Source organism: Streptomyces sp. NBC_01006 (assembly GCF_045162725.1).
In the GTDB taxonomy this organism is placed as follows: Bacteria; Actinomycetota; Actinomycetes; order Streptomycetales; family Streptomycetaceae; genus Streptomyces.
On the sequence record NZ_CP108701.1, the window covers coordinates 550,826 to 570,792 of the forward strand.

17 protein-coding genes and 1 pseudogene are annotated in these 19,967 nt (G+C 67.6%); 9 read left to right on the forward strand and 9 right to left on the reverse strand.

Features of this window, described 5'->3' with window-relative positions:
- Window positions 1-180 precede the first annotated feature (180 nt).
- The 3 genes from OG509_RS42110 to OG509_RS42120 form a co-directional block, all read right to left on the reverse strand.
- Window positions 181-552, reverse strand: coding sequence for a DUF6193 family natural product biosynthesis protein (locus OG509_RS42110; RefSeq protein ID WP_331742717.1), 372 nt, complete (start codon window positions 550-552; stop codon window positions 181-183).
- Window positions 553-561: 9 nt separating this feature from the next.
- Complete coding sequence (locus OG509_RS42115; protein WP_331742719.1) at window positions 562-5,415, reverse strand: DUF6531 domain-containing protein; 4,854 nt, start codon at window positions 5,413-5,415, stop codon at window positions 562-564.
- Window positions 5,416-5,665: 250 nt separating this feature from the next.
- A complete protein-coding gene (locus tag OG509_RS42120) occupies window positions 5,666-5,971 on the reverse strand; it encodes a hypothetical protein (protein ID WP_406187931.1) in 306 nt (101 codons plus the stop codon).
- A 306-nt stretch (window positions 5,972-6,277) separates the two neighbouring features.
- Between OG509_RS42120 and OG509_RS42125 the strand changes: the two genes are divergently transcribed.
- On the forward strand, window positions 6,278-6,664 hold the full coding sequence (locus tag OG509_RS42125; RefSeq protein WP_406187932.1) for a hypothetical protein: 387 nt from the start codon (window positions 6,278-6,280) through the stop codon (window positions 6,662-6,664).
- A 444-nt stretch (window positions 6,665-7,108) separates the two neighbouring features.
- On the opposite strand, the gene OG509_RS42130 is transcribed toward OG509_RS42125, so the two are convergent.
- A complete protein-coding gene (locus tag OG509_RS42130) occupies window positions 7,109-7,978 on the reverse strand; it encodes an IS5 family transposase (RefSeq protein WP_331742723.1) in 870 nt (289 codons plus the stop codon).
- A 466-nt stretch (window positions 7,979-8,444) separates the two neighbouring features.
- Here OG509_RS42130 and OG509_RS42135 point away from each other — a divergent pair, with 466 nt between their 5' ends.
- The gene (locus OG509_RS42135) at window positions 8,445-9,290 is read left to right on the forward strand and encodes an IS5 family transposase (RefSeq protein ID WP_331742725.1); all 846 of its coding nucleotides are present in this window, start codon (window positions 8,445-8,447) and stop codon (window positions 9,288-9,290) included.
- An 18-nt stretch (window positions 9,291-9,308) separates the two neighbouring features.
- Here the strand turns inward: OG509_RS42135 and OG509_RS42140 are convergent, their stop codons facing one another.
- A complete protein-coding gene (locus OG509_RS42140; RefSeq protein ID WP_331742727.1) occupies window positions 9,309-9,434 on the reverse strand; it encodes a hypothetical protein in 126 nt (41 codons plus the stop codon).
- A gap of 506 nt (window positions 9,435-9,940) precedes the next feature.
- On the opposite strand from OG509_RS42140, the gene OG509_RS42145 reads away from it, so the two are divergent.
- The 6 genes from OG509_RS42145 (at window position 9,941) to OG509_RS42170 (ending at window position 14,374) form a co-directional block, all read left to right on the forward strand.
- Complete coding sequence (locus OG509_RS42145) at window positions 9,941-10,363, forward strand: hypothetical protein (protein WP_331736983.1); 423 nt, start codon at window positions 9,941-9,943, stop codon at window positions 10,361-10,363.
- 86 nt (window positions 10,364-10,449) lie between these two features.
- A complete protein-coding gene (locus OG509_RS42150; protein WP_331736518.1) occupies window positions 10,450-10,869 on the forward strand; it encodes a hypothetical protein in 420 nt (139 codons plus the stop codon).
- Window positions 10,870-10,992: 123 nt separating this feature from the next.
- Window positions 10,993-11,733 (forward strand): ATP-binding cassette domain-containing protein, encoded by a 741-nt coding sequence (locus tag OG509_RS42155; protein WP_331742729.1) that lies wholly within the window; start codon window positions 10,993-10,995, stop codon window positions 11,731-11,733.
- A gap of 3 nt (window positions 11,734-11,736) precedes the next feature.
- Entirely contained in the window at window positions 11,737-12,996 is a 1,260-nt protein-coding gene (locus tag OG509_RS42160) for a hypothetical protein (RefSeq protein WP_331742731.1), read from the forward strand.
- Window positions 12,993-13,583: a hypothetical protein gene (locus OG509_RS42165; RefSeq protein WP_331742733.1), complete on the forward strand. Its 591-nt coding sequence runs from the start codon at window positions 12,993-12,995 to the stop codon at window positions 13,581-13,583. The genes OG509_RS42160 and OG509_RS42165 overlap by 4 nt, the downstream gene beginning before the upstream one ends.
- 572 nt (window positions 13,584-14,155) lie before the next feature.
- On the forward strand, window positions 14,156-14,374 hold the full coding sequence (locus tag OG509_RS42170) for a hypothetical protein (RefSeq protein WP_331742735.1): 219 nt from the start codon (window positions 14,156-14,158) through the stop codon (window positions 14,372-14,374).
- 166 nt (window positions 14,375-14,540) lie between these two features.
- Here OG509_RS42170 and OG509_RS42175 read toward each other — a convergent pair whose 3' ends face one another.
- The 4 genes and pseudogenes from OG509_RS42175 to OG509_RS42190 form a co-directional block, all read right to left on the reverse strand.
- Window positions 14,541-15,137, reverse strand: a complete 597-nt coding sequence (locus tag OG509_RS42175; protein ID WP_406187937.1) for a hypothetical protein — start codon at window positions 15,135-15,137, stop codon at window positions 14,541-14,543.
- A gap of 51 nt (window positions 15,138-15,188) precedes the next feature.
- Window positions 15,189-15,716, reverse strand: a pseudogene (locus OG509_RS42180) (ATP-binding protein); the annotation flags it as partial.
- A gap of 302 nt (window positions 15,717-16,018) precedes the next feature.
- Window positions 16,019-18,688, reverse strand: coding sequence for a Helicase associated domain protein (locus OG509_RS42185; protein ID WP_331742739.1), 2,670 nt, complete (start codon window positions 18,686-18,688; stop codon window positions 16,019-16,021).
- Window positions 18,685-19,248: a hypothetical protein gene (locus tag OG509_RS42190; RefSeq protein WP_331741578.1), complete on the reverse strand. Its 564-nt coding sequence runs from the start codon at window positions 19,246-19,248 to the stop codon at window positions 18,685-18,687. The genes OG509_RS42185 and OG509_RS42190 overlap by 4 nt, the downstream gene beginning before the upstream one ends.
- Window positions 19,249-19,375: 127 nt before the next feature.
- Between OG509_RS42190 and OG509_RS42195 the strand changes: the two genes are divergently transcribed.
- A complete protein-coding gene (locus OG509_RS42195; protein WP_331741575.1) occupies window positions 19,376-19,750 on the forward strand; it encodes an ankyrin repeat domain-containing protein in 375 nt (124 codons plus the stop codon).
- The last annotated feature ends 217 nt before the right edge of the window (window positions 19,751-19,967 follow it).

Genomic DNA, 19,967 nt, shown 5'->3' on the forward strand with positions numbered 1-19,967 from the left:
GAAATGTGGGGCAGGGACTGCCGGAGGAGGCAGACGCCTGCGGCCGCCCTGCCAACGCGTCACGCCGAGGAGCGCGGGGTGGGATGACCGTGCGCGGGCCGCGCCACGGCGGGTCCCATGGGGTCCGGGCCCGAGGACGGGGCGGCCTGTCGGCTGTCCGTCATAGTGCCGAGGTCACGGTCACAGATCGTCCTTCGTTCCGAGGACGGCGGGTCCGCTGCCTTCGGGGAGGTGGGTTACGACCAAGGCGAACGCCTCCTCCAGGGTCGACACCTCACCGAGCACGCCTTCCCCGGTCCGGCCCGTGACCTGGAACCCGCCGGCCGCGAGCGGATACACGAGCGGCACGTCGTGCGAGGCGGGGTAGCCGGTGCACCGGCTGAGGTAGAGGATGCCGTGGCTGACCCCGGGGAAGAGCACCCGCAGCCGCGGTTGCGCGTACGCGGCCCGCACCATGGCGGGGTCGATCACGTCTTCCCCGAACCCCAGGAACTCCCGCCACCGTTCCGCGACGATCTCGCCAACCTTCTCAGAGCCTTTACTGTCCGTCATCACGCGAGCTCATCTCCTCTTCGGTTTGTTGCCGGTGTCCGGCGGACTCAATTCGGGAATGTCGGGTCGGGGAACTTCAATGCGTTGGTTGTCCGAGTACCAGTGGATAGAGTCCCACGACCGCCCCATGGGATTCGGGTCTCCGTCCGCCACATCAGCCTCGTGCATCCGCACATTGCGCGCGACGATGCTCATCTCCCAGGCCGTGCCGACGCCTTCCGGCCGGTTCCCTTCCTGGGTCGAGTAGGGCGAACCGTCCGCGACCGCGCGCTGGAACGCCTCGACGATGGTCTCGGGGGTGTTCCAGTTGCCTCGGTCCCCGGCGCGGTTCGGCATGCCGTCGAGGGTGATCGAGAGAGTCGTGTTCCGGTCCCCGACGGCATCCATGACGTTCGTCATCCACACCGGCGCTCCGCCCTCGATGGCGGCGTAGGAGGGATCGTTGTACGTGTGCGCTCCGGGATCCTGAGGCCGGTCAGGATCATGGTCCGGATCGTTCGGATCGTTGCGCAGGTGTCGTGCCAGCCTGTTCGAGGGGCCGTTGGGCGCTGGCTGGTTCCAGCCCAGGACCACGCTGTGTCGAGGGCCGTCGCTCTTGCGGTGCGGGCACAGGGCCAGGCCCAGCGGGTCGATCCCTCGTGTCGGGTTGTCGACGTACGTGAACGCGTTCGGAGCCGGGTTCAGGCCCAGCGGGTCGGGGGAGACGTAGCGGCCGGTGGACGGGTCGTAGTGGCGGTGGCGGTTGTAGTGGAGTTCCGACTCCGGATCGAAATACTGGCCGGGGAAACGGAGAGGGGTGTAGGCGCTCGCGTCGTGGTTCCAGGTGGTGGTGCCCCAGAGCGTGGCGCGCGTGTACCAGGCCACCTCTCCGTGCTCGTCGAGGAGCTCGCGCGGGGTGCCGATCAGGTCCGTGGCGATCGCGAAGAAGCGGCTGTCGACCTCCGCCGGGCCGATGAACCGCCGCTCCACCTGGGTGACCGGCTTCACGCCGTCGTGATCCCACGTCAGCGCGACGGACTCCGGTGAGCCGGGCACACGGCTTACCTGCTCGACGAGGGTGTCGCCGTCCCAGGTGAAGGAGATCTCCTCGGCGACCGACGCTCCGTCCGGCGACAGGCGCTGCTTCGCGATGCGGCGGCCGAGCGCGTCGTACACGTAGCGCCAGCGAGTGCCGTCCGGAGTGGTGACCGCGACCAGGCGGTCCTCCACGTCCCACTCGTACCGCCAGGTGTCCGGCTTACGCGAGAGGCGCTGCTTCTGGCGCAGCACCACGCGGCCTTGTGCGTCGTGTTCGTAGCGGACGGAGCCCGCGCGGGTGAGCCGCGTTCCCGCGTAGGTGCGCGGCCCTGTGGCGGAGGCGTCGTGTGCCGGCCAGGAGGCTTCGGTCTGGTTGCCGGCCCCGTCGTAGGCGTAGCGCTCGGTCCACTGCGCGGCGGACACGCAGGTGACCCGGCCCTCCGGGGTCAAGTCGAACCGGCGCCGGCCGGTCAGTCGGTCGTCGACCTCGATGAGGTGCCCGTCCGGCCGGTACGCGTATGTGCGGTGCTGGACGGTGCGGTCACCGGCCGCCCGGACCAGCTGACCGGTGGGGCGCCCCAGGTCGTCGTACGTGTGGTCGATGGTCAGGCTGTCGCCGATGCGCCGGACGGTCTCGCGGCCCGCCTCGTCGAACCGGAAGGCCACTTGTCGGCCGGAGGCATCGAGCAGGGCGCTCCGATCGCCTGCGAAATCCCAGTTGCTGACCGCACCGGTCGGGGTGGTGCGGCGGATACGACGGCCGGCCTCGTCGTGGAGGTGGGCGAGCTCCCGGCCGTTGCACACCTCGCGCAGGACCCGGCCCGATGCGTCGCGTATGTAGGAGAGATCCGCGTCGGGGCCGACGGCCCGCACCAGACGGCCTGAGGCGTCGTAGGTGAAGCGGGTGAGTGCGCCCGCGGCGTCCTTCACGACCACCCGCCCGGCAGCGTCGCGCTCGTAGCGGATCGTCTGGCCGAGCCCGTTGGTACGGCTGGTCAGCCGACCGAAGGCGTCGTGGGTGTAGTGGAGGCTGCGGCCGTCGAAGTCGGTCTCGGATATGCGGCGGCCGAGTGCGTCATAGGTGTAACTCCATTTCAGGCCAGCGGGGTTGGTGACGTGGGTGAGACGCAGCTCGGTGTCGTAGGCGAAGGAGTGACGGGCGCCTTCAGGTGTGGTGCGGGCGGACACCAGGTCGAAGTGGGTGTACTCGAAGTGCGACTCGCCGCCTGCGGCGTCCGTGTGGGTCAGGCAGTTTCCCTCGCCGTCGTAGGCCCAGGACTGTGCCGACCCGTCCGGGTCCGTACGGCGCGCCAGCTTGCCCTCGACCGTCCACTCAAGCTCCGTGACACCCCCTTGAGGGTCGGTGATCCGTATCGCGCGGCCGAACGCGTCCCGCGCGTAGCGGGTGACGGTACCCTGCGCGGTGCGGACCACCAGAGGCAGGCCCGCAGGGTCGCAGTGGATGCGCTCCAGCCCGTCGAGGGAGTCGTCCACGCCGGCCAGGTGCCCTTGCGCCGTGTGGAGGAGTCGTGTCGTCGTGCCGTTCGGACGGGTGAAGAGGGTCGGGTTCCCGCGGTCGTCGTACGCCTGGTGCGACCTGCCGCCGTCGGGGCCGATGACGGAGGTGAGCTGGTGCCGGTCGTTGTACTCGACGGTGGCCGCGGCACCGTCCGGGTGGATGATACGGACGAGGTCGCCGCGCCCGTCGTAGGTGTAGGTCGTGGTCCGGCCGAGAGGGTCGGTCTGGGCGAGCAGCCGGTCGTATGGGTCCCAGAGCCGCCGGCTGGTGCGCCCGGCCGGGTCGGTCTCGGCGACGACCTGGAGGCGGTCATTGAAGCGGAAGAGGGTGGTCGCTCCCGCGGAATCGGTGTAGAGGGTCGTCCCTGATGCGGTGTCGTAGGTGAAGGTCGAGGACAGGAAGCCTTCTGGGCCGACGGTGCGGACGACCCGGCCGGCGGTGTCGTAGACGTACTGGAAGGTGGAGCCGTTGCGGTCGGTCCAGGACGTGACGCGGGTGTGTTCGTCGTATGTCAGACGCTGAGCCGAACCGGAAGAGTTGGTGACGGCCGTCAGGTTGCCGGGCTCGTCGTAGCCGTACGACATGACGGTGATGGGGCCGTCGTCCGCGCGCACGGCCAGGGCGGTGACCCGCTCGTCCTCGGTGGTCAGCTGCACCTGATAGCCACCGCTGTGGGAGACGGAGGTGGGGGCTCCGTTGCCGGCCCGCCCGAAGGTGATGACGTTGTCGTTCCGGTCCGAGACCGTGGTCAACCAGTAGGCCGTGGAGGCACGGTATGGGCTGCCGGTGAAGGATTTCGTCAGTCCCGATCCGGTGTCGGAGACCGTATAGGTCGTCTCGCCGTCGTGCTCGCCGCCGTGCGCGAGGGCGACACGGGGTCCTTCGAGGGGCAGTACGGGCTGGTCACCGGCTTGTGGCAGGCGCGGGTACACGAGGACGGAGCCGTCCTCCCTGGCCCAGACGGCGCCGAGGCCGCCGGGGCCCGGTTCCAGACGCTCGTCGAGGGTGGAGGCCCAACTGCGGCCGAACCACCGGCCGTAGCGGTACTCGGACAGATGCGTGCGCCGGAGGACGAGCGGCAGTGTGCCGGGGAGGGCGAGGTCCGTCTGGGGCAGGGTCATCTCGCCCGTGACCACATCGATCGGGTCGTTCTCGCAGCGCTTCTTGTCCAGTGAGATGCCGTTGCGGCGGACCTCGTCCTTGGCCTTGTCCAGGGAGTCGGGCTTCGTGCGGCTGCTCCCGTCCTTGCTGCCGGCGCCCGTCCTGCCCGGGCCGCCACCTCCCGATCCGTGCTTCTTCATACGGTTGAAGTCGTCGTGGATGTCCTGGTCGGTCTTCTTGTGGTCGGTGGATATCTGCCGGACGGCTTTGGGCAGCGTGGTCCCGACGTGGTCGCCCATGGCCTTGGTCGCCTTGGTGAGGGCTGCGAGAGCCTTGTCGGCGACCGGGTCGATGGCTTGGGCGATGGAGTCGCGACCCCGGGTCCGGCCGTGGTGATGCTTGGCCTTGGTCAGCTTCGAGCTGGTCTTGCCGTGGATACCAGTGCTGACCGTGTTGAGTTTGGTACTCGCACGGGTGTGTTCCGCGTGCTCGATGTGAAGGTCGACCAGACCACTTCCGCCGGCACCAGCGCTTGCACCATTACCGTTGGCGGAAGCGAGATGCAGAGCCTCCTTGCCGGACTGGACGCCGTCACCGAATCCGTCCTTGCCCGCCTTGCCGGTCTGGCCGAGGTCAACGCCGTCCTGGAAGCCGAGCGCCATCGATCCCAGCTGCACGACGAGGTCAGCGGCCATGCCCTCCAGCGCGGCGACGGCCGGCTCGGTCAGCGCGGAGACGATGTAGCCGACGGCCTCTTCAACGCATTCCTTGATGAGACGTTTGATCACCTCCTGGGTGGCGCGCATCGCGGCAGCGCCGAACAGCGATGACAGGCCTGCGGTCACCGGGATGAGGGAGAGCGCGATACCAGCCTCGGCGGCCAGGTAGCCGAGCTGAATCTCCGCGGCGATCTTCATGCCGTAGACCGCGTCGGCAGCGAGGTCCATCGCACCGGCGATGGTGCGCGCCGCGTCGGCGAGGTCTTTGAAGTGCTTGCCCTTGACCTTGTTCCAGTGGGCGTTGAGGGCCTCTATGGATTCGCCCTTGCTGGCGGAGAGCAGGCGTTCGATGTGGTTGTTGGCCAGTTGCCCGTCGTCCAGGAGATCGTCGGCGAACTCACGGAGCGCGTCGGCCATGTGCCGGTAGTCATCCTCGTCGATGTTCGGCCAAGCGACACCGATGACGTCCAGCAGAGTGTCCGCCCAGTCGGGCACCGTGTAACCCACGACCGAAGATCCCCCCATAAAAATGATCAACTCATCCGTAAGTACTACCATGTGGTCAGTGAGGGCGTGTAGTTGGCAACTGCAATCCGGCCGCCTCCCCCGCCCCGGTTCACGGGTCCCCGTCGTAGCCGCTCAGCCCAGCTGATCCCGCAGACGCTGACGCGGTCGACGTATCGGTCATCCGACCGTCACACGCATTGCACCGGACGGCAGGTGGAGTCCTGGACATGCGATGGCGAGGGCAACTGCCTCAGCCATAGGGGCGTGTGGATCCCCTCGTGGACTTCCGCCTTGCGTTGATGGGGACTTCTGGGATGTTGCGCGGCCCGCTGACGGCCTGCCACCAGCCGTAGTGAGGCGGGGCAGCGCGCAGCTCCTGCAGGTCCGCGATGTGGTTGTAGAGCGTGCTGAGGGAGACACTCGGCAGATTCGCGATCGAGGCGATCGAACGGCCCGGGTCGGGCAGCAGGTCCCGGGCAGCACGCATGACCTGCTCGGTGGCATCGGTCGGGCGCCCACCGACCCGGCCGCGGGCGCGGCGGTGTCGGTTTCGCATGATCCTCTGCACCCCCGAGTGCCCGAATCCGCGCAGGTCAGAGCCGCCTTCTGGGGTGGTATATGCACATAAGACAGGAAATCGGCTAATTGTGGAGCTACAGTAGACGGACAAGGGCGGGAGTGAATTCCCTTAAGTGGTAGCGACACCAGCCGCCACGGCCGGAGACAAGTGGCGCACTGACCATTGGTCAGCCCTTGGGGTCGCTTCACCCAGCGCTGTCGGTTCGGACGCCGACCCCCCCATGAATGAGGTCAAAGCGCTATGTCACAAGCCCGATCAGGACGAATCATCACCACTGTCGCCATGCTGCTCGGCGTGTTGGCACTCTCATCCACGAGCGCATTCGCCCAGTCGCCCCCAAGTCTGAGCTCCACAGATACCCCCACACCAGACGAGTGCGGTCCGCCCGGGGCGCTGCCGGGGCTCTTCCGGTGTGAAAGCCAGACGACGCAGACCGACGGCGACTATTTCTACAACCTGGAGTTCATCAATAGGTTCCGCGCCCGTATCCCCTACACCACGCTCAACAACACCGAGATCTCCCAGTGGGGTCATTGGGTCTGCAAGCACCTGGAGACCTATAGCGAGCGCGGGGTTGTGCAGGCCTGGGTGAACAACGGCTGGAGCTGGGACGACGCGCAATGGGTGGTGGACAACAGCAAGGCCTTCTTCTGCCCAGCGCCGCGCTAAGCGGCGTCGCCGCGCTGGCGCACGCCCGACCTGCCCATGTGACAGGGCCATTGGCGCTCCGCCAGGCCGATCGCTGTCTTTTGTAGCTCGCACCACGGCTCTTCTCAGCATCTCGACACGGGAGGCCCCGCCGGAGTCAGGCCGGGCGTCCCCGGCGAAAGCGGGCCGGAGCTACTTCGTGACCGACGGGCTGGCTCCGCCCGGCCCTCGTTCGTGCGCCGATCTGCCGGACCGAAGCCGGCTACCTGCGGGCTCAGCGGCGGGCGCTCGCATGGCGGCTTGCCGGGACGTACCTGGAGCACTACGGGCCCAGCGCCAAGTCCTTCGAGCAGCTGCTCGAAGAGTACGCGGCCCAAGAGGTCCTCGCCTCCCGCAACGACTCCTCGGACTCGTGCCTCGCCGCGTCTCTCTTCGCAGCCTAAGAGGTCGTTTTATCCTGTTGTTTCATCCCGAGATGCGGCTTTGGTGTGCTGGTGTCGGGTCGCGCCAGGAGATGGTGTTTTCGCCGGTGAGGCGGCGGGCCATGAGGTCGGTCATGGCGAGGTGGATCATGGCTTCGGAGCGGTGTGGGTGGGTCTCGTAGTCGCGGGCAAGGCGGCGGTGGAGCATGAGCCAGCCATAGGTCCGCTCGACCGCCCACCGCTTCCGGATCGGGGTGAAGCCCCTGGTCCCGGGCTTGCGGGCGGTGATTTCCATGTCGATGCCGAGGGTGGCGGCGTGCTCGACGAGGTGCTGGCGGTAGCCGCCGTCGACCCAGACCTTTCGCAGGCCGGGATGGTCCGCGGCGGCCTGGTCCAGCAGGGTCTGCCCGGCGGTGGAGTCCTGGACGCCGGCTGCGGTGACCAGTACCGCCAGGAGCAGGCCGAGGGTGTCGGTGATGATGCTGCGTTTGCGGCCCACGATCTTTTTGCCCGCGTCGATGCCCTGACTCCTGGCGGGGACGGAGGTGGAGGTCTTGACGCTCTGCGCGTCGATCACGCAGGCCGTCGGCTCGGGATTCTTCCCCTCCTGCTGGCGCAACAGCTCTCTGAGCAGGCCGTTGAGCTGGGCGAAGACGCCATCCTTCTGCCAGTGGGCGAAGTAGCCGTAGACGCTCTGATGCGGCGGGAAGTCATGTGGGAGGTAGGCCCACTGGCAGCCGGTGCGGTCCACGTAGAGGATCGCGTTCATGATCTCGCGCAGGTCATGCCGCGGAGGCCGACCAAAGTCCAGAGCCCGGCCACGACGCTCGAAGCGCCACGCGGACAGCACCGGCTCGATCAACTCCCAGCGCGCGTTGGACAGATCACTCGGATACGCACGTCGTTCCATCATGAACTGGGCATACCGCCGGCCGGGGGCGTGCGCCCAGGCGTGCAACCCGCCGCATCGAAGCACGGGACAAACCTGGGTGTCCTGGAATGAGACGGGCGCAAGCAGGCCCCCGCCCCATACGTCACACCACTGGTCTCACCACGTAGAACCGTCACAGCAGCCCCATCAGCAACACCCAGACGAGAGGAACAAACCGCTCCAGAAAGTGACACTCAAGATGAAAACGACCTCTAAGTGGATGTTCTATCCACTGAAGCCCGGTTTGATGCCGTCTGTCGCCAGTCCAAGAAGCGGCATTCACTAGCGATTACGCCGATTTCGCACCTGGTATGTCGGACTTCCAGCCGGGCGCGTCGTCCAGGTCTACGGCCAAAGCTCCTGTCCGGTTCGAAAATGCCGGACTTGGCGGCTCCGGGTCGAGCGACGGAACAGGCTTCCGCGAGGCACGGACCGTATCAGTAGCGTCATGACTGCACAGCCGGCCCGCAAGCCGTACCCCTCCGACCTGTCCGACGCCCGCTGGGCCCTGATCGAACCCGTCCTGACCGCCTGGCGGGCCGAGCGGCAGAAGACCTCCCTCAACATCGGGCGCAAGGCCGCCGACCTGCGAGAAGTCATGAACGCGATCCTCTACGTCAACCGCACCGGCATCGCCTGGCGCTACATGCCGCACGACTTCCCCGCCCACACCACCGTCTTCTCCTACTTCACCGCCTGGACCGCCGACGGCACCATCGAACAACTCGGCATCCGCCTGCACCGCCTGGTCCGCGAAAAGGAAGGCCGCGACCCCGAACCGACCGCCTGCGTCATCGACTCACAGTCCATCAAAACCGCCCACACCGTCCCCACCAGCACACAGGGCATCGACGCCGGCAAAAAGATCGTCGGCCGCAAACGCAGCATCACCGTCGACACCCTCGGCCTGTTACTGCTGGTCATGGTCACCGCGGCCAGCGTCTCCGACAACGAGGCCGGCAAACAGCTCCTGACCCGCACCGCCGCCGCCCATCCCGCGATCACCAAAGTCTGGGCCGACACCGGCTACAAGAACCAGGCTGTCGAACACGGCGCCAGACTCGGCATCGACGTCGACATCGTCCCCCGAAACACCCAGACCAAGGGCTTCTCTGTACTACCGCGCCGGTGGGTGGTTGAACGAAGCCTGGGCTGGATCATGATGCACCGCCGACTCGCCCGCGACTATGAGACCAAACCCGAACACTCCGAAAGCATGATCCGCCTCGCCGCGATCTCCACCCTCGCCAAACGCGCAACCGGCGAAACCACCCCAACCTGGCGAGACGCATAAACCATAGTCACCCGCGAACTACGCGAACCAGACGGCCTCTGAGTACTGCGACGAACCGTTGGCGAGGTTGGCCTCGCGCAGTGCGGTCTCGGCTTCCGCCTGCCGCTGCTGGTGGGCCTCCTCCCACGACACGTCGGATCCCATTGGGTGCACCCACCCTGCGCGGCACCTCATTCCCCTGACTCCAGGAGTCCTGGAAGGTGTTGTAGATCCAGAGCGCTTTCCCGAGCCCTTCCTGCGGCAGGATGGTGAGAGCGCGCCCGCCCGTGTGAGCCGAGGAAGGACACCACCTCGCTCCAGGCTCGTGCTCTCGCTGGGTACTTGCCCTGCCCTTTCTCGCTGAAGTCGGCCATTTTCTCAGGGGCTTGGGTCTCGGCGGCGGTGCGTGGACGCGCTTCTGGAGGTGATGGGTCTCGGCCAAAGCTGCGGCGGGTTGGGTGGGGCGGAATGAGGAGTGGTCTGTAGATGTGGCCTGTCCTGAGCGGAGGTAGGGGCGGGTGTGCATTTAAGCCATACTCGAACAATTTTTCGCAGAATGGGGTGTTCCGCGGTTAGCGTTCGGTTCGCCTCAGGGGGGAGGCCTCGCACAACGTTTCCTCCCTCCGTCATGCCCTCACACAGGGGCCAGCGAACAGGGGAAGGGGAAAACGATGAGTACACGGCGTAAGAAGGCGGCCGGCCTGATGGCAGGTGTCGCGCTCCTCGGGATCGGCGGCATCACGCCGGCAAATGCAGGCGTCACCGCGGAAGGCCAGTTTGAGTCCCACATCTCGTGGTGGACGGCTCCGACGGAGTCCCGCCGCTGGTGGGACAACAACGACACCGGGGACTACACCGGCATCTACTTCCAGGGATGCCGGTCGGATGACGACAACCGGGGCTACGACTACGCGTCGCTGACCCTGTGGAAGGACATCTCCAGCGCCCCGGACCGGAGCAAGGGCACCCGGAACAACTACTGCGGGTGGGTCGACTACGGCGATCCGAACGACGCAGGTAACTACTACTTCGCAGTGACGGACGTCGGTAACGGCGACTACATCAACATCGACTACGTCAAGGTCGCCTGGTAGTCGCTAGCCGAATCAGGGGTCGGACTTCCGACCCGCGAGGGCGCCGCCCGGTAGAGGCGGTGCCAGAAACACGGAAGAGGGATCGAGTGAAGATCGGTTTGAAGTCGTGGGCCGGGGCGATGGCCGGTGCCGCGCTGCTGGGTGCGGTGTCGGTGATTCCGGCGCACGCCGGTGTGACGGCGGAGGGTCAGTTCGAGTCGTCCATCAACTCGTGGCGGGCAGGTAACGAGTCGCGCCGCTGGTGGGACAACAACGACACCGGGGACTACACGGGTATCTACTTCTCGGGCTGCTACGCGGACGGCGGTGGCGGGTTCAACTATGCCGGGCTGCAGTTATGGAAGGACATCTCTTCCGCTCCGGACCGTTCCAAGGGGACCCGTACGAACTACTGCGGGTGGGTCGACTATGGCGACCCGAACGACGCGGGCAACTACTACTTCGCGCTGACGGACGTGTCCCACGGCTCGTTCATCTCCGTCGACTACGTGAAGGTCGCCTGGTAGTACGGTTGTTGAACAAGTAGTACGAGGGTCCCGGTGGATTCAGCACCGGGACCCTCGCCTGTCCACTGTCCCACAACCAAAGCCATCCCACTGGCGGTGGGGTGGCGGATTGTGCGTTCCTCCATGCCTCTGATTTTTGATCATGTTTCGTTCCAGTACGGGCGGAAGACCCCCGTCTTCAATGAATTCAGTCTCCGGATTGATGCGCGGGCAACGGTCCTCCTCGGCCCGAACGGAGCTGGCAAGTCCACACTGATGGCCCTCGCCGCCTCCCACCTGCCCCCCTCTTCCGGGTCGGTCACCTTCAACGGAGGCGCGGCAAAGGGACGCCATCTGGCCACCTACCGCAAAAGCGTGGCGTGGATCCCCCAGCAGATCACCCCCATGCCCGGGCTGACCGTACGAGAACAGGTCGCCTACGCGGGATGGCTCAAGGGCATGCCGAAAGACGTGGCGTGGAAAGCATCCGAGGAGGCCCTGCGCCGCGTCGACCTCACCCGCCTCGCGGACCGTAAAAGCCACCAGGTGTCCGGCGGGCAGCTCCGCCGCATGGGCATCGCGGGGGCCTTGACCCACCGCAGTGAGCTGATCTTGATGGACGAGCCGACCGCCGGCCTCGACCCCACGCAGCGCCTGGTGTTCCGTGAGCTGGTGGCCGACCTCGCCGGCAGCGTGCAGGTGATCGTCTCCACGCACCAGACCGAAGACCTCGCCGACCTGTATACGCACGTGGCCGTCCTCGCCCACGGCAAGATCCGCTTCCAGGGCAGCCCCGGCGACTTTCACGCCCTGGCACCGGCCGCCACACGCGGACGCGAGCAGGCCGAAGCCGCCTACTTGATGCTCGTCGGACGGGAGATCTGACCGATGCGTATCGCCACTCTCCTGCGGTCATCCTCCGCCGGACTCATGCTTGTCTTCCTCGCCGGCTATGTCCTGCTGCTCCTGTCGGAACCGATAACCACGGGCACCGTCCCTGGTTACGGGCCGTCCGTCCTCGGCCACGCCTCCTACACGATCCCGTTCGCCGCGGCGGCGTGCGCGGCGAGCGGAGCGTGGGAAAGCGCACGCCTGCGCCGGGGCAACGTCTTCGGGCAGACTCCTTCCCGCAGCCGGCTCGCCATCGCACTGCCGCTGCTGGTCCCCGTTTGGGCCATGGGCGTGGTCGGGATGCTCATCGCGGTCGGTGTCGCGGTCTCGGCCGCAGGAACGCTCCCGTCTTTCTCCCACCTGGGCATGTTCGTGGTGTACGCGCTGCTGATGGCGGCCGCCACGCTGGCCGGATACCTCCTGGGCGGCCGTCTCCCGCACCTTGCGGCCGCACCGTTGGCGATGGTCGCCGGGTTCTGCCTGACCGCGTTCCCCGGATCCTGGGACACCCCGTGGCCCCGCCATCTGGTTGCCGGCGCCTACGACAGCTGCTGCTCGGTCGGATCGGTCATCGACCCTGTGGCCGTGTGGGCGCCGCTCCTGTTCACCTGCGGAATCATTACCGCGTGCCTCCTCGCGATCGCCCAGGCCGACCGCTGGAAGCCTCTGGCCGCCCTTGTCGCCGCGTCCGTGGCCTCGGTGTTCCTGGTCGTGGACATGGGCTACGACCCGGTCACCGACCGGAACCCCGACGCTCTGATCTGCGACACCGCCGGCGTCCCGGAAGTATGCTTGTGGCCCGAGACCCCCGGACGCTCCCGGATCGTGGCGACCACCCGCACTTACAGCGGCCGCCTGAAGGACGCCGGGCTTCCCGTGCTCTCCTCCCTCACCCAAAACCGTGACCTCAAGCCCGGGCAGGCCGGTTTCGGAGGCAAAGGGCAGGTCCGCGAGCAGGGCATCGCCGCCAACCTCACCAACACCCTCCTGCCCCCCATCCCCGAATGCGCCCGAACCAGCCACACGTACCCGGCGTTCCCCGCCCGCGGACCGCTCACCGCATGGCTGACCGCCATCGCCACCCAAGCTCCCCCGGCGCCGGTCCAGGGCCGCGTCTCCCCCGACGACGCGAAACTCGCCCAGAAGGTCCTCACGCTGCCCTCCGACCGTCAGCACGCCTGGTACGAAACGAACCGGGCCGCGCTCACGGGCTGCGACCAGAAACCGACCCTCAACCCTGAAGGAGCAGGCCGGTGAACTGGTGGGCCGCATCCCGTAACGTCCCCACCCTCGCCGCCATCACCGCCGTGACGGCCGGCGCCGGCCTGGCATTCGGACAGAGCCGCATCCCCGTACCCGCAATGGTCGGCGGTGCCGGACACTTCCTTCTCGCAGCGCTGATCACCGTCATCCCCGCTGTGACTTGGCTCTCCTTCACCGGCCGCGCCCGGGGTGCCGCTGAAACCGTCGCCGTACGGCCCGTCCACCGCTTCGATACCTCCCTCGCCGCTGCCTGCGCCCTTGCCGCCCTAGGCATGGCCGCCCTCGGACACTTCGCGGGCGCTGCGCCAGTGGCCCTGGCCATCGGCCGGAATACCGCCTTCTACCTCGGCCTGGCGCTCCTACTCAACCCCATCACCGGCGCCCGGATCGCAGCCCCAGTCCTCACCGCTATACCCCTGGTCCTGGCCGTCGGAGGATGGAAGAGCGGCGGCCGCGGAGCGCAGCCGTGGGCTGTCATCCTGCACCCCGCAACCAGCTTGCCCGCCCTCCTGGCGGGCGTCGCGGTCCTGGTTGCGGGAGCGACGTTCAGCAGCCTCAAGCCGCCGCGCGGCGCCCTCTAAGAGACCGATTTCCACTGAACACACAACCAACAAGACGGGCCGCCCCACTCGACCTGGGGCGGCCCGTCCGCACTCTACGGACCTCGCAGACGGTTGGCGATGGGGACATCAATGTCACCCAATATGGTCGTCCAGTAGGGACTTGAACCCTCGGCAGTAGGGGTAGAGGCAGCCAGCGGGAGAGGCGCTCTCCGCCGATTGCCTCCAGGTAATCGCGGTGGCGTGTGCCGTCCTTTCGGTTACCCATAGGCGATCTGGGCCAACGAGCCCCCTCTCCGACAGCGCCAGGGGGACAGCGGGCTGTCGCCTCGTCAGTCCGCATCCACAGGCCAGGTCGCTTTTCATACCGACATGAGCAACGACCAAACCCCGCAGCGCCAACCCTGCGAGGCAGGATCCTCGACAGCCTGATGCGCGCGGAGCGCAACCTGTTCACCCGTCCCGCGCCGAAATCGGCGCGAGCCCGGATGAAATTCCTTCGCACGCGCGAGGGCGGCTCCTAAAAGTTCCTGGCGGAGCGTCTGGGCGTCTCCCGCAAGACGGTGGACCGCTACCTCTCCGGAGTCACGAAGATGCCGCAGAAGCGCCTCCAGGCCGCTCTGGAGCAGGAGACGGAGGCCGAGTGGAAACCGCAGGTCAGAGCGCAAGCGAGGGAGCGCGCGGCCACTTCGGCAGGGCTCGTCATCTCGACCACCGCCTACTTCGCGCTCGGCCCCGCGGGCACCTCGGACGCGGGCCGCCGACGCGACATCAGCGTGGCCGTCACACCCTCCCACGCTGTGAATGGGTGAGGCGGTGTTACCGGATGAGCGTCAGCCACGATGGGACGGTTGTCTCTGCTCACGTTGCGCAGCGGTAGTGGTCACGGCTGACGCGGGTTGACCGAGCTGCTGCCCTCGGGGGTCAATCGCGAAGGTGGTCAGCTGTCATGGGCGTGCCTGTTCACACCTTCCCTCGTCAGGTGGAGGTGTTGAGGATGTGGCGGGTGATGGCTGCGGCTTCGTTCGGGTGGTGGTCGAGCCAGTCGGTCAGGTGTTCGCGGACGACGGCTTGGACGTAGGCGTCTGCTTCGGGATTGCTGAGTCTGGTTCTGGTGGCGCCTTCGAAGGTGGGATGGGCGAGTTTCACGGAGACGACCGCGGTCAGTCCCTGCTGGACGGCTTCGGCTGTGATGTCCTCGTCGTCCGGGGAGAGCAGGTGCTGTCGGCGCGCGTGGTCGTTGACGATCGCAGTGAGCGCGGTTTGGAGGCCGTGTTCGTGTGTGCCGCCCTCATGGGTGCGAGTGCTGTTCGCGAAGGAGTGGAGGTTTCCCGTGGACCAGGTGTTCCACTGCATAGCGACCTGCACGGAGATCGTCGCATCCTGATTCTCCGACTCGAAGGCGATGGCGGGCGAATGAACGAGCCTCGGGGGGTAGGGGTTGAGGTGGGCGACGTAGGCCCGCAGGCCGTCCGTGTGGTGGTAGCGGACCGGTCGCTCCGGTCGCTCGTCAGTGAGTGAGATGGCCAGGCCCTCGTTGAGGAAGGCCAGTTCCTGGAGGCGTTCGGACAGCATGGCGAACGAGTAGCGGGTGGTCTCGAAGATGTCGGCGTCGGGCCAGAACGCGATCGCGGTGCCGTGCGTATCCGTCTCCTCCTTTCTCGTCAGCGGGGTGACCGGGGTGCCCTTCTCGTATGCCTGGGTCCACCGGTGGCCGTCCCGGCGGACCTCGACCGTCAGGCGGCTCGACAGCGCGTTGACCACGCAAAGGCCCAGGCCATTGATGCCACCGGAGATCGCGTAGCCGGCGTGGGGCTTGGAGCCGAAGGAGAGCTCTGTCAGTTCGCGTTCGACCCCCGACTTGCCGGTGGGTTCCTCCATCTTGACGGGCAGGCCCCGCCCATTGTCCGAGACACGAATGCCGCCCTCCGCGGTGATCGTGACGTCGATGGTGTCGGCGTGGCCGGCAAGGTGCTCGTCGACGGCGTACGTGACGACCTCGTAGACCAGTTGATGCAGGCCGCGCTCGCCGGTCGAGCCGATGTACATGCCGGGGCGCCTGCGTATCGCCTCGCGGCCCTCGAGTACCTGGATGTGACTGGCGCTGTACTCATTCACGTTCGCGGGCTCACCGGGGTCGCCGGACTCGGTCATGAAGCACCCTCCCTGGGCCGTCCTGAGCATGTGTGTGAGCGGATGTCGCCGAAGCAGCCGAAGCTGCTTCCACGCCGTCGCCGTTGTATGCCAATCCTAGGTCTTTGAGGGTAAATACGCAGGTCAGGCCCTATATGATGAGGTCCCAGGTGGTCGCGTCCACGGCTTTGCCGCAGCCGTCGCTCTGGGGGGCGGCTGCGGCGAGCGGAGCAGCGCGAAGGTCCCGCCGGAGACGAGCGGGGGGCGTTCTCGGCTGAGCCTGAGGTGCCTTTTCCCGCGGATTTCCGGCAGGGTGCGACTCGCTACTGTGCCCAGTCCATGCCCAGTTTCCGTAGTGCGTTCAGCTGTTCCTGGGTGAGTTTGTCGCGTCGGGTTTTGGTGTTGGTGATCCATACGCCGAGCTTCACGGTCACCGGTTCCGCCTCGCCCTGGACGGCGATCTCCTCGCCGTGGGCACGGGGCACCGGCCGGTGGGCGCCTTCCCGCTCGATCCACTGCGCGAGGGCTGCCAGGCCCCGTTGGAACGCCTGCTGCGCCTTGCTCGGCCCCTTCGACGTGCGGCTGGCCGCCGGGGCCGGAGGCGGCGCCTGGGCGGGTTCTACGCCCAGTGCGATCAGCCGCTCCTGCTGCTCGGGCAGGAGCCGCGCCCAGGTGGCCGGCTGCTTCTGCTGCTGAAGCCACCGGCCGATGTCGTCGCCGTCCATGAGCACGCCGGGCGCGATGTCGGGCAGCTGTCCGTCGGCGTCGACCAAGTCGGCCAGGACGCGGTGGTGGCGCTGCCAGTCCAGTGGCCAGGGGCAGTTCCAGTCCTTGTCGACCGCGGCGAGCTGCGCGCCCCGGGTCGCCGCGGTGTCCTCGTCCTTCCCGAGCCCGCTCTTGACTCCCTTGCGCCGGAGGTTGGCCATGTACTGGCCGATGGGAACCATCTCGTCGTCCTCGCCCCACACCGCGTCCTGCCGAGGCGCCAGGTGCCCTGTGGCTCGCCGGTAGGACCGGAGCACGGCGAGCTTGGCCTCCCAGGCCTCCTCACCGGGCTCCCAGACCATCCCCGCCTCCGGCGCGTCCAGCAGCTTCTTGCGCCGGTCTTCGAGTTCCCCGGTGCGCAGGGCCTTGCGCTGCTGGTGCACCCACCGCCCCAGCGGGAACGCCTTGGTGACGCCGACCTCGACCTCGACGTCGTACGGGACGGCGTGCAGGCCGACGATCTCGTTCTCGGCCCGCCATCGGATCAGTGCCTGGTAGCCCTCCAGCCACACCAGCGACTCGGGCCGGTAGACGCGGGTGCGCAGGAACGCGGCGATCGTGGCGGCGTCCCGGGGCGAGGAGAAGTGCAGCAGCGCCGACTCGGCCGCCGCGTCGGTGCCGTCCTCCTGGTCCTCGCCGTCACCTTCGCCGCCGGCCCCGATGCCCCGCCCGTCCTCGTCGCGCCGGACGTGCAGCTTGCGCTTCCCGCTCGTGAGGGCGCTGGAGGCGAGCTGCTCGACGAGGCGGTCGTCATGACAGCGCAGGCCCTGGAGGACCGCTACAAGAGGGCGGAAGCTCGCGGAGGCCACCATGTCGGTCGGGTCCTCGTTCGGCTCCAGGAAGACGGGCACGATGATCCGCGCGACCTTGGTGGAGCCGTCCTTATTGAGCCGCAGGGCCCGGCCGATGTTCTGGACGATCTCGACTTGCGAGCCGCGGGTGTCGGCGAAGCAGATCGCTTCGACGCCGCGCTCGCCGGTGATGTCGACGCCCTCCCCCAGGACACGGACGGATGCGAGGAACGCGCGGTGTACGCGCCGGTTGTTCGCGTCGATGCCGTTGGCGAACTGCCGCAGGACCTCGCGGCGCTCGGTGACGAGGTGGTCGCCGCACAGCCACGCCGACCAGACCCGGTCCGGCGGTACGTGGCGGCCTGCGTCCAGCTCGTAGAACTCCGCGTCGATCGATGACTTCGGCAGCTGCTCCGCGGCCGCCAGGTCGGTGTCGGAGGCGTCGGTGACGTACAGCTCGGCTGCCGTCTGCGGCAGCTTGTCCGCGAACGCGGCCGCCTCCTCCACCTTCTGGTGGAACGTCATGACGGTGCGCAGGTTGTAGGCCGCGGCGTGCTCCAGGAGTGCGGCCTGCAGGAGCGCCAGGCGCCGGCCCCGCCGTGCCTCCTCGGACTCGCCGAGGACGGGGGAGGGGTCGCGGATCTCCAGGACGTCGATTTCGAATCCGGCGAGGATCCCCCGCTCGATCGCCTCCGACAGGCCCAGCTCAGCCAGCCAGGCGCCGTACGTTCCGTCTGGGTCATCGGCCATGCTCGCGATCTCCGCCTCCTGCCCGGCCGCGCCCTTCTGAGGCGCGGCCGCGGCCAGGATGCGCGGCGTCGCGGTCAAGTACAGCCGGAAGTCTGCAGGGATCCGGGTGTTGTCGTGGATGGCGGCCCAGGGGCGTCCGAGGTCGCCGGCGGTTCCGTGGGCCTCGTCGACGATGGCGAGGTCGAAGCCCGTCATCTGCTGCCCGTACAGCCTCTCTCCACCTGCCAGGGCGGCCTCCAGCGGCCCGCGGACTTTCCGCTGTCCCTTAGGTGCGTCGATGTCCTCGCGGTCCACCAGGGAGGCGTACGTGGCGAACACGACCACCGGTCCGGCCCCGGCCCACAGGGCGAGCTGGATGGGGTTGGTGGTGGTGCGGACCCCGAGTTTGTTCAGCACCGGGTCGTTCTCCAGCGAGCACACCGAGACCATCGGGGCCCGGTGGCCGACCAGGCGCCATGCCTGGGCGGTTTGGGCGAGCAGGTCCAAGGTGGGGACCGTGACGAGGATCCGGCCGCCGGGGAAGCACTCCATCGCGCTCGCGGCGGCCGTGATCGTCTTGCCCGAGCCGGTCGCTGACACGATGGTGCCCCGGGCCCCCTGTGGGGGCACAGATGACCTTGCAGGGAATCCCACCCACTGGCGGAAACTCGACTTCTGGTCGACCTGGTGTTCGCGGAGCTGGATCAAAGGAATTCTCCCGGTGTGGGAAGGACCTGTTCGATGGAAGTGATCCGGTATTCGGCGTCCTGGTATGTGCTGCCGGGCCAGCTGAACATGGCCTGGGCGTATTCGACCGCCGCACCGCCTGAGGCGGCGAAGACGTGCCGGACCAGAGGCTGTTCACCTGCCGAAGCGGCAGTGGGTCGGGCTGTGATCCGGTAGACGCGGTGGCGCAGCACCTCGACCGGCAGGCCGCCACCGGACTGTTCGGCCCAGGCCGCCTCTGTAGCCATACGCTGTACTCGCTGTTCTTCCCGGCGGGCCACTCGCCGGTCCTGGTCTGGGGAGTACACGGACATCTGCTGCTCCGCCATGACCTCTACGATGCGAGCCCATTCGATGCGCTGGCACGAGGCAATGTCCAGCGCGGTCGGCTTGCGTGGCTCCTGGGGTCCGGCGAGTGCGCGTTCCTCGCGGTCGCAGGCAGCCTGCCACTGTTCCTTCACCTCGCCCAGGACGAGTCCGTGGGCCTGTCTGACCACAGAGATCCGCGCCAATTCATCCGGATAGTATTCGTAGACAGGCATCCGCGAAACCTCACTCGATGCACCTGGAGAGTGTGGTGCTATTTCTCCAATGGTACATGCTGCATCATGCTATGGCCGGCGTCCGAGCACATGACTGACGAGCAGCGGGAAGCGAAGGAGGACGTCAGTGGTCGAGAATCCTTGGACGCCCGCCCATCAGGCGGTCGAGTCCAGCGACTATGCCGAGCTGACCCGCCTCCTCGATGAAGGCGCGGACGTCAACGAGGTGTGCTGGGGGATGACCCTGCTGGAGCATGCCATTGACCTGGAGGGTGACTCGGCACTCCAGTCGGGGACCCCCATCGATAGTCGGCTCACGGCGATACTGCTGGCCTACGGGGCCGATCCGAGACCGCAACCCCCGGGGCGGATGAGCGCGGTGGACCTGGCCGACTTCTACGGTCACGACATCGCCCACCGCCTGATAGACCGGATCACCTCAGCTGCTGCCAGCCGCCCGCGAAGCGGGCTGTGGTCCTGGAGGCGAAGCCGGAAGGACTGAACAGGCGGGAGCGAAGCGGACGCCCAACGGGCCGAAGGCCCCGACCCCGTGAAACGGGGTCACCTAGGCCCGCGCAGCGGGCCGTTCGGGACGGAGCGAAGCGGAGACCCGAACCGTCCAGAGCGAAGCGCAGGACTCCGGCCCGATGGGCCGGCACTGGCCAGCGAAGCCGAGCCCATGAGCGCAGCGAAGCGGTTCCCTTCCCAAGCGCGCAGCG

Bases quoted from the DNA above. Each gene is read 5' to 3' on its own strand.
- OG509_RS42140 (WP_331742727.1), bottom strand. From the start codon at position 9,434: ATGGGATCCGACGTGTCGTGGGAGGAGGCCCACCAGCAGCGGCAGGCG.
- OG509_RS42175 (WP_406187937.1), bottom strand. From the start codon at position 15,137: ATGCTGTCCGAACGCCTCCAGGAACTGGCCTTCCTCAACGAGGGCCTG.
- OG509_RS42145 (WP_331736983.1), top strand. From the start codon at position 9,941: ATGAGTACACGGCGTAAGAAGGCGGCCGGCCTGATGGCAGGTGTCGCG.
- OG509_RS42135 (WP_331742725.1), top strand. From the start codon at position 8,445: ATGACTGCACAGCCGGCCCGCAAGCCGTACCCCTCCGACCTGTCCGAC.
- OG509_RS42120 (WP_406187931.1), bottom strand. From the start codon at position 5,971: ATGCGAAACCGACACCGCCGCGCCCGCGGCCGGGTCGGTGGGCGCCCG.
- OG509_RS42155 (WP_331742729.1), top strand. From the start codon at position 10,993: ATGCCTCTGATTTTTGATCATGTTTCGTTCCAGTACGGGCGGAAGACC.
- OG509_RS42170 (WP_331742735.1), top strand. From the start codon at position 14,156: ATGCCGCAGAAGCGCCTCCAGGCCGCTCTGGAGCAGGAGACGGAGGCC.
- OG509_RS42130 (WP_331742723.1), bottom strand. From the start codon at position 7,978: ATGATGGAACGACGTGCGTATCCGAGTGATCTGTCCAACGCGCGCTGG.
- OG509_RS42160 (WP_331742731.1), top strand. From the start codon at position 11,737: ATGCGTATCGCCACTCTCCTGCGGTCATCCTCCGCCGGACTCATGCTT.
- OG509_RS42190 (WP_331741578.1), bottom strand. From the start codon at position 19,248: ATGCCTGTCTACGAATACTATCCGGATGAATTGGCGCGGATCTCTGTG.
- OG509_RS42110 (WP_331742717.1), bottom strand. From the start codon at position 552: ATGACGGACAGTAAAGGCTCTGAGAAGGTTGGCGAGATCGTCGCGGAA.
- OG509_RS42125 (WP_406187932.1), top strand. From the start codon at position 6,278: ATGCTGCTCGGCGTGTTGGCACTCTCATCCACGAGCGCATTCGCCCAG.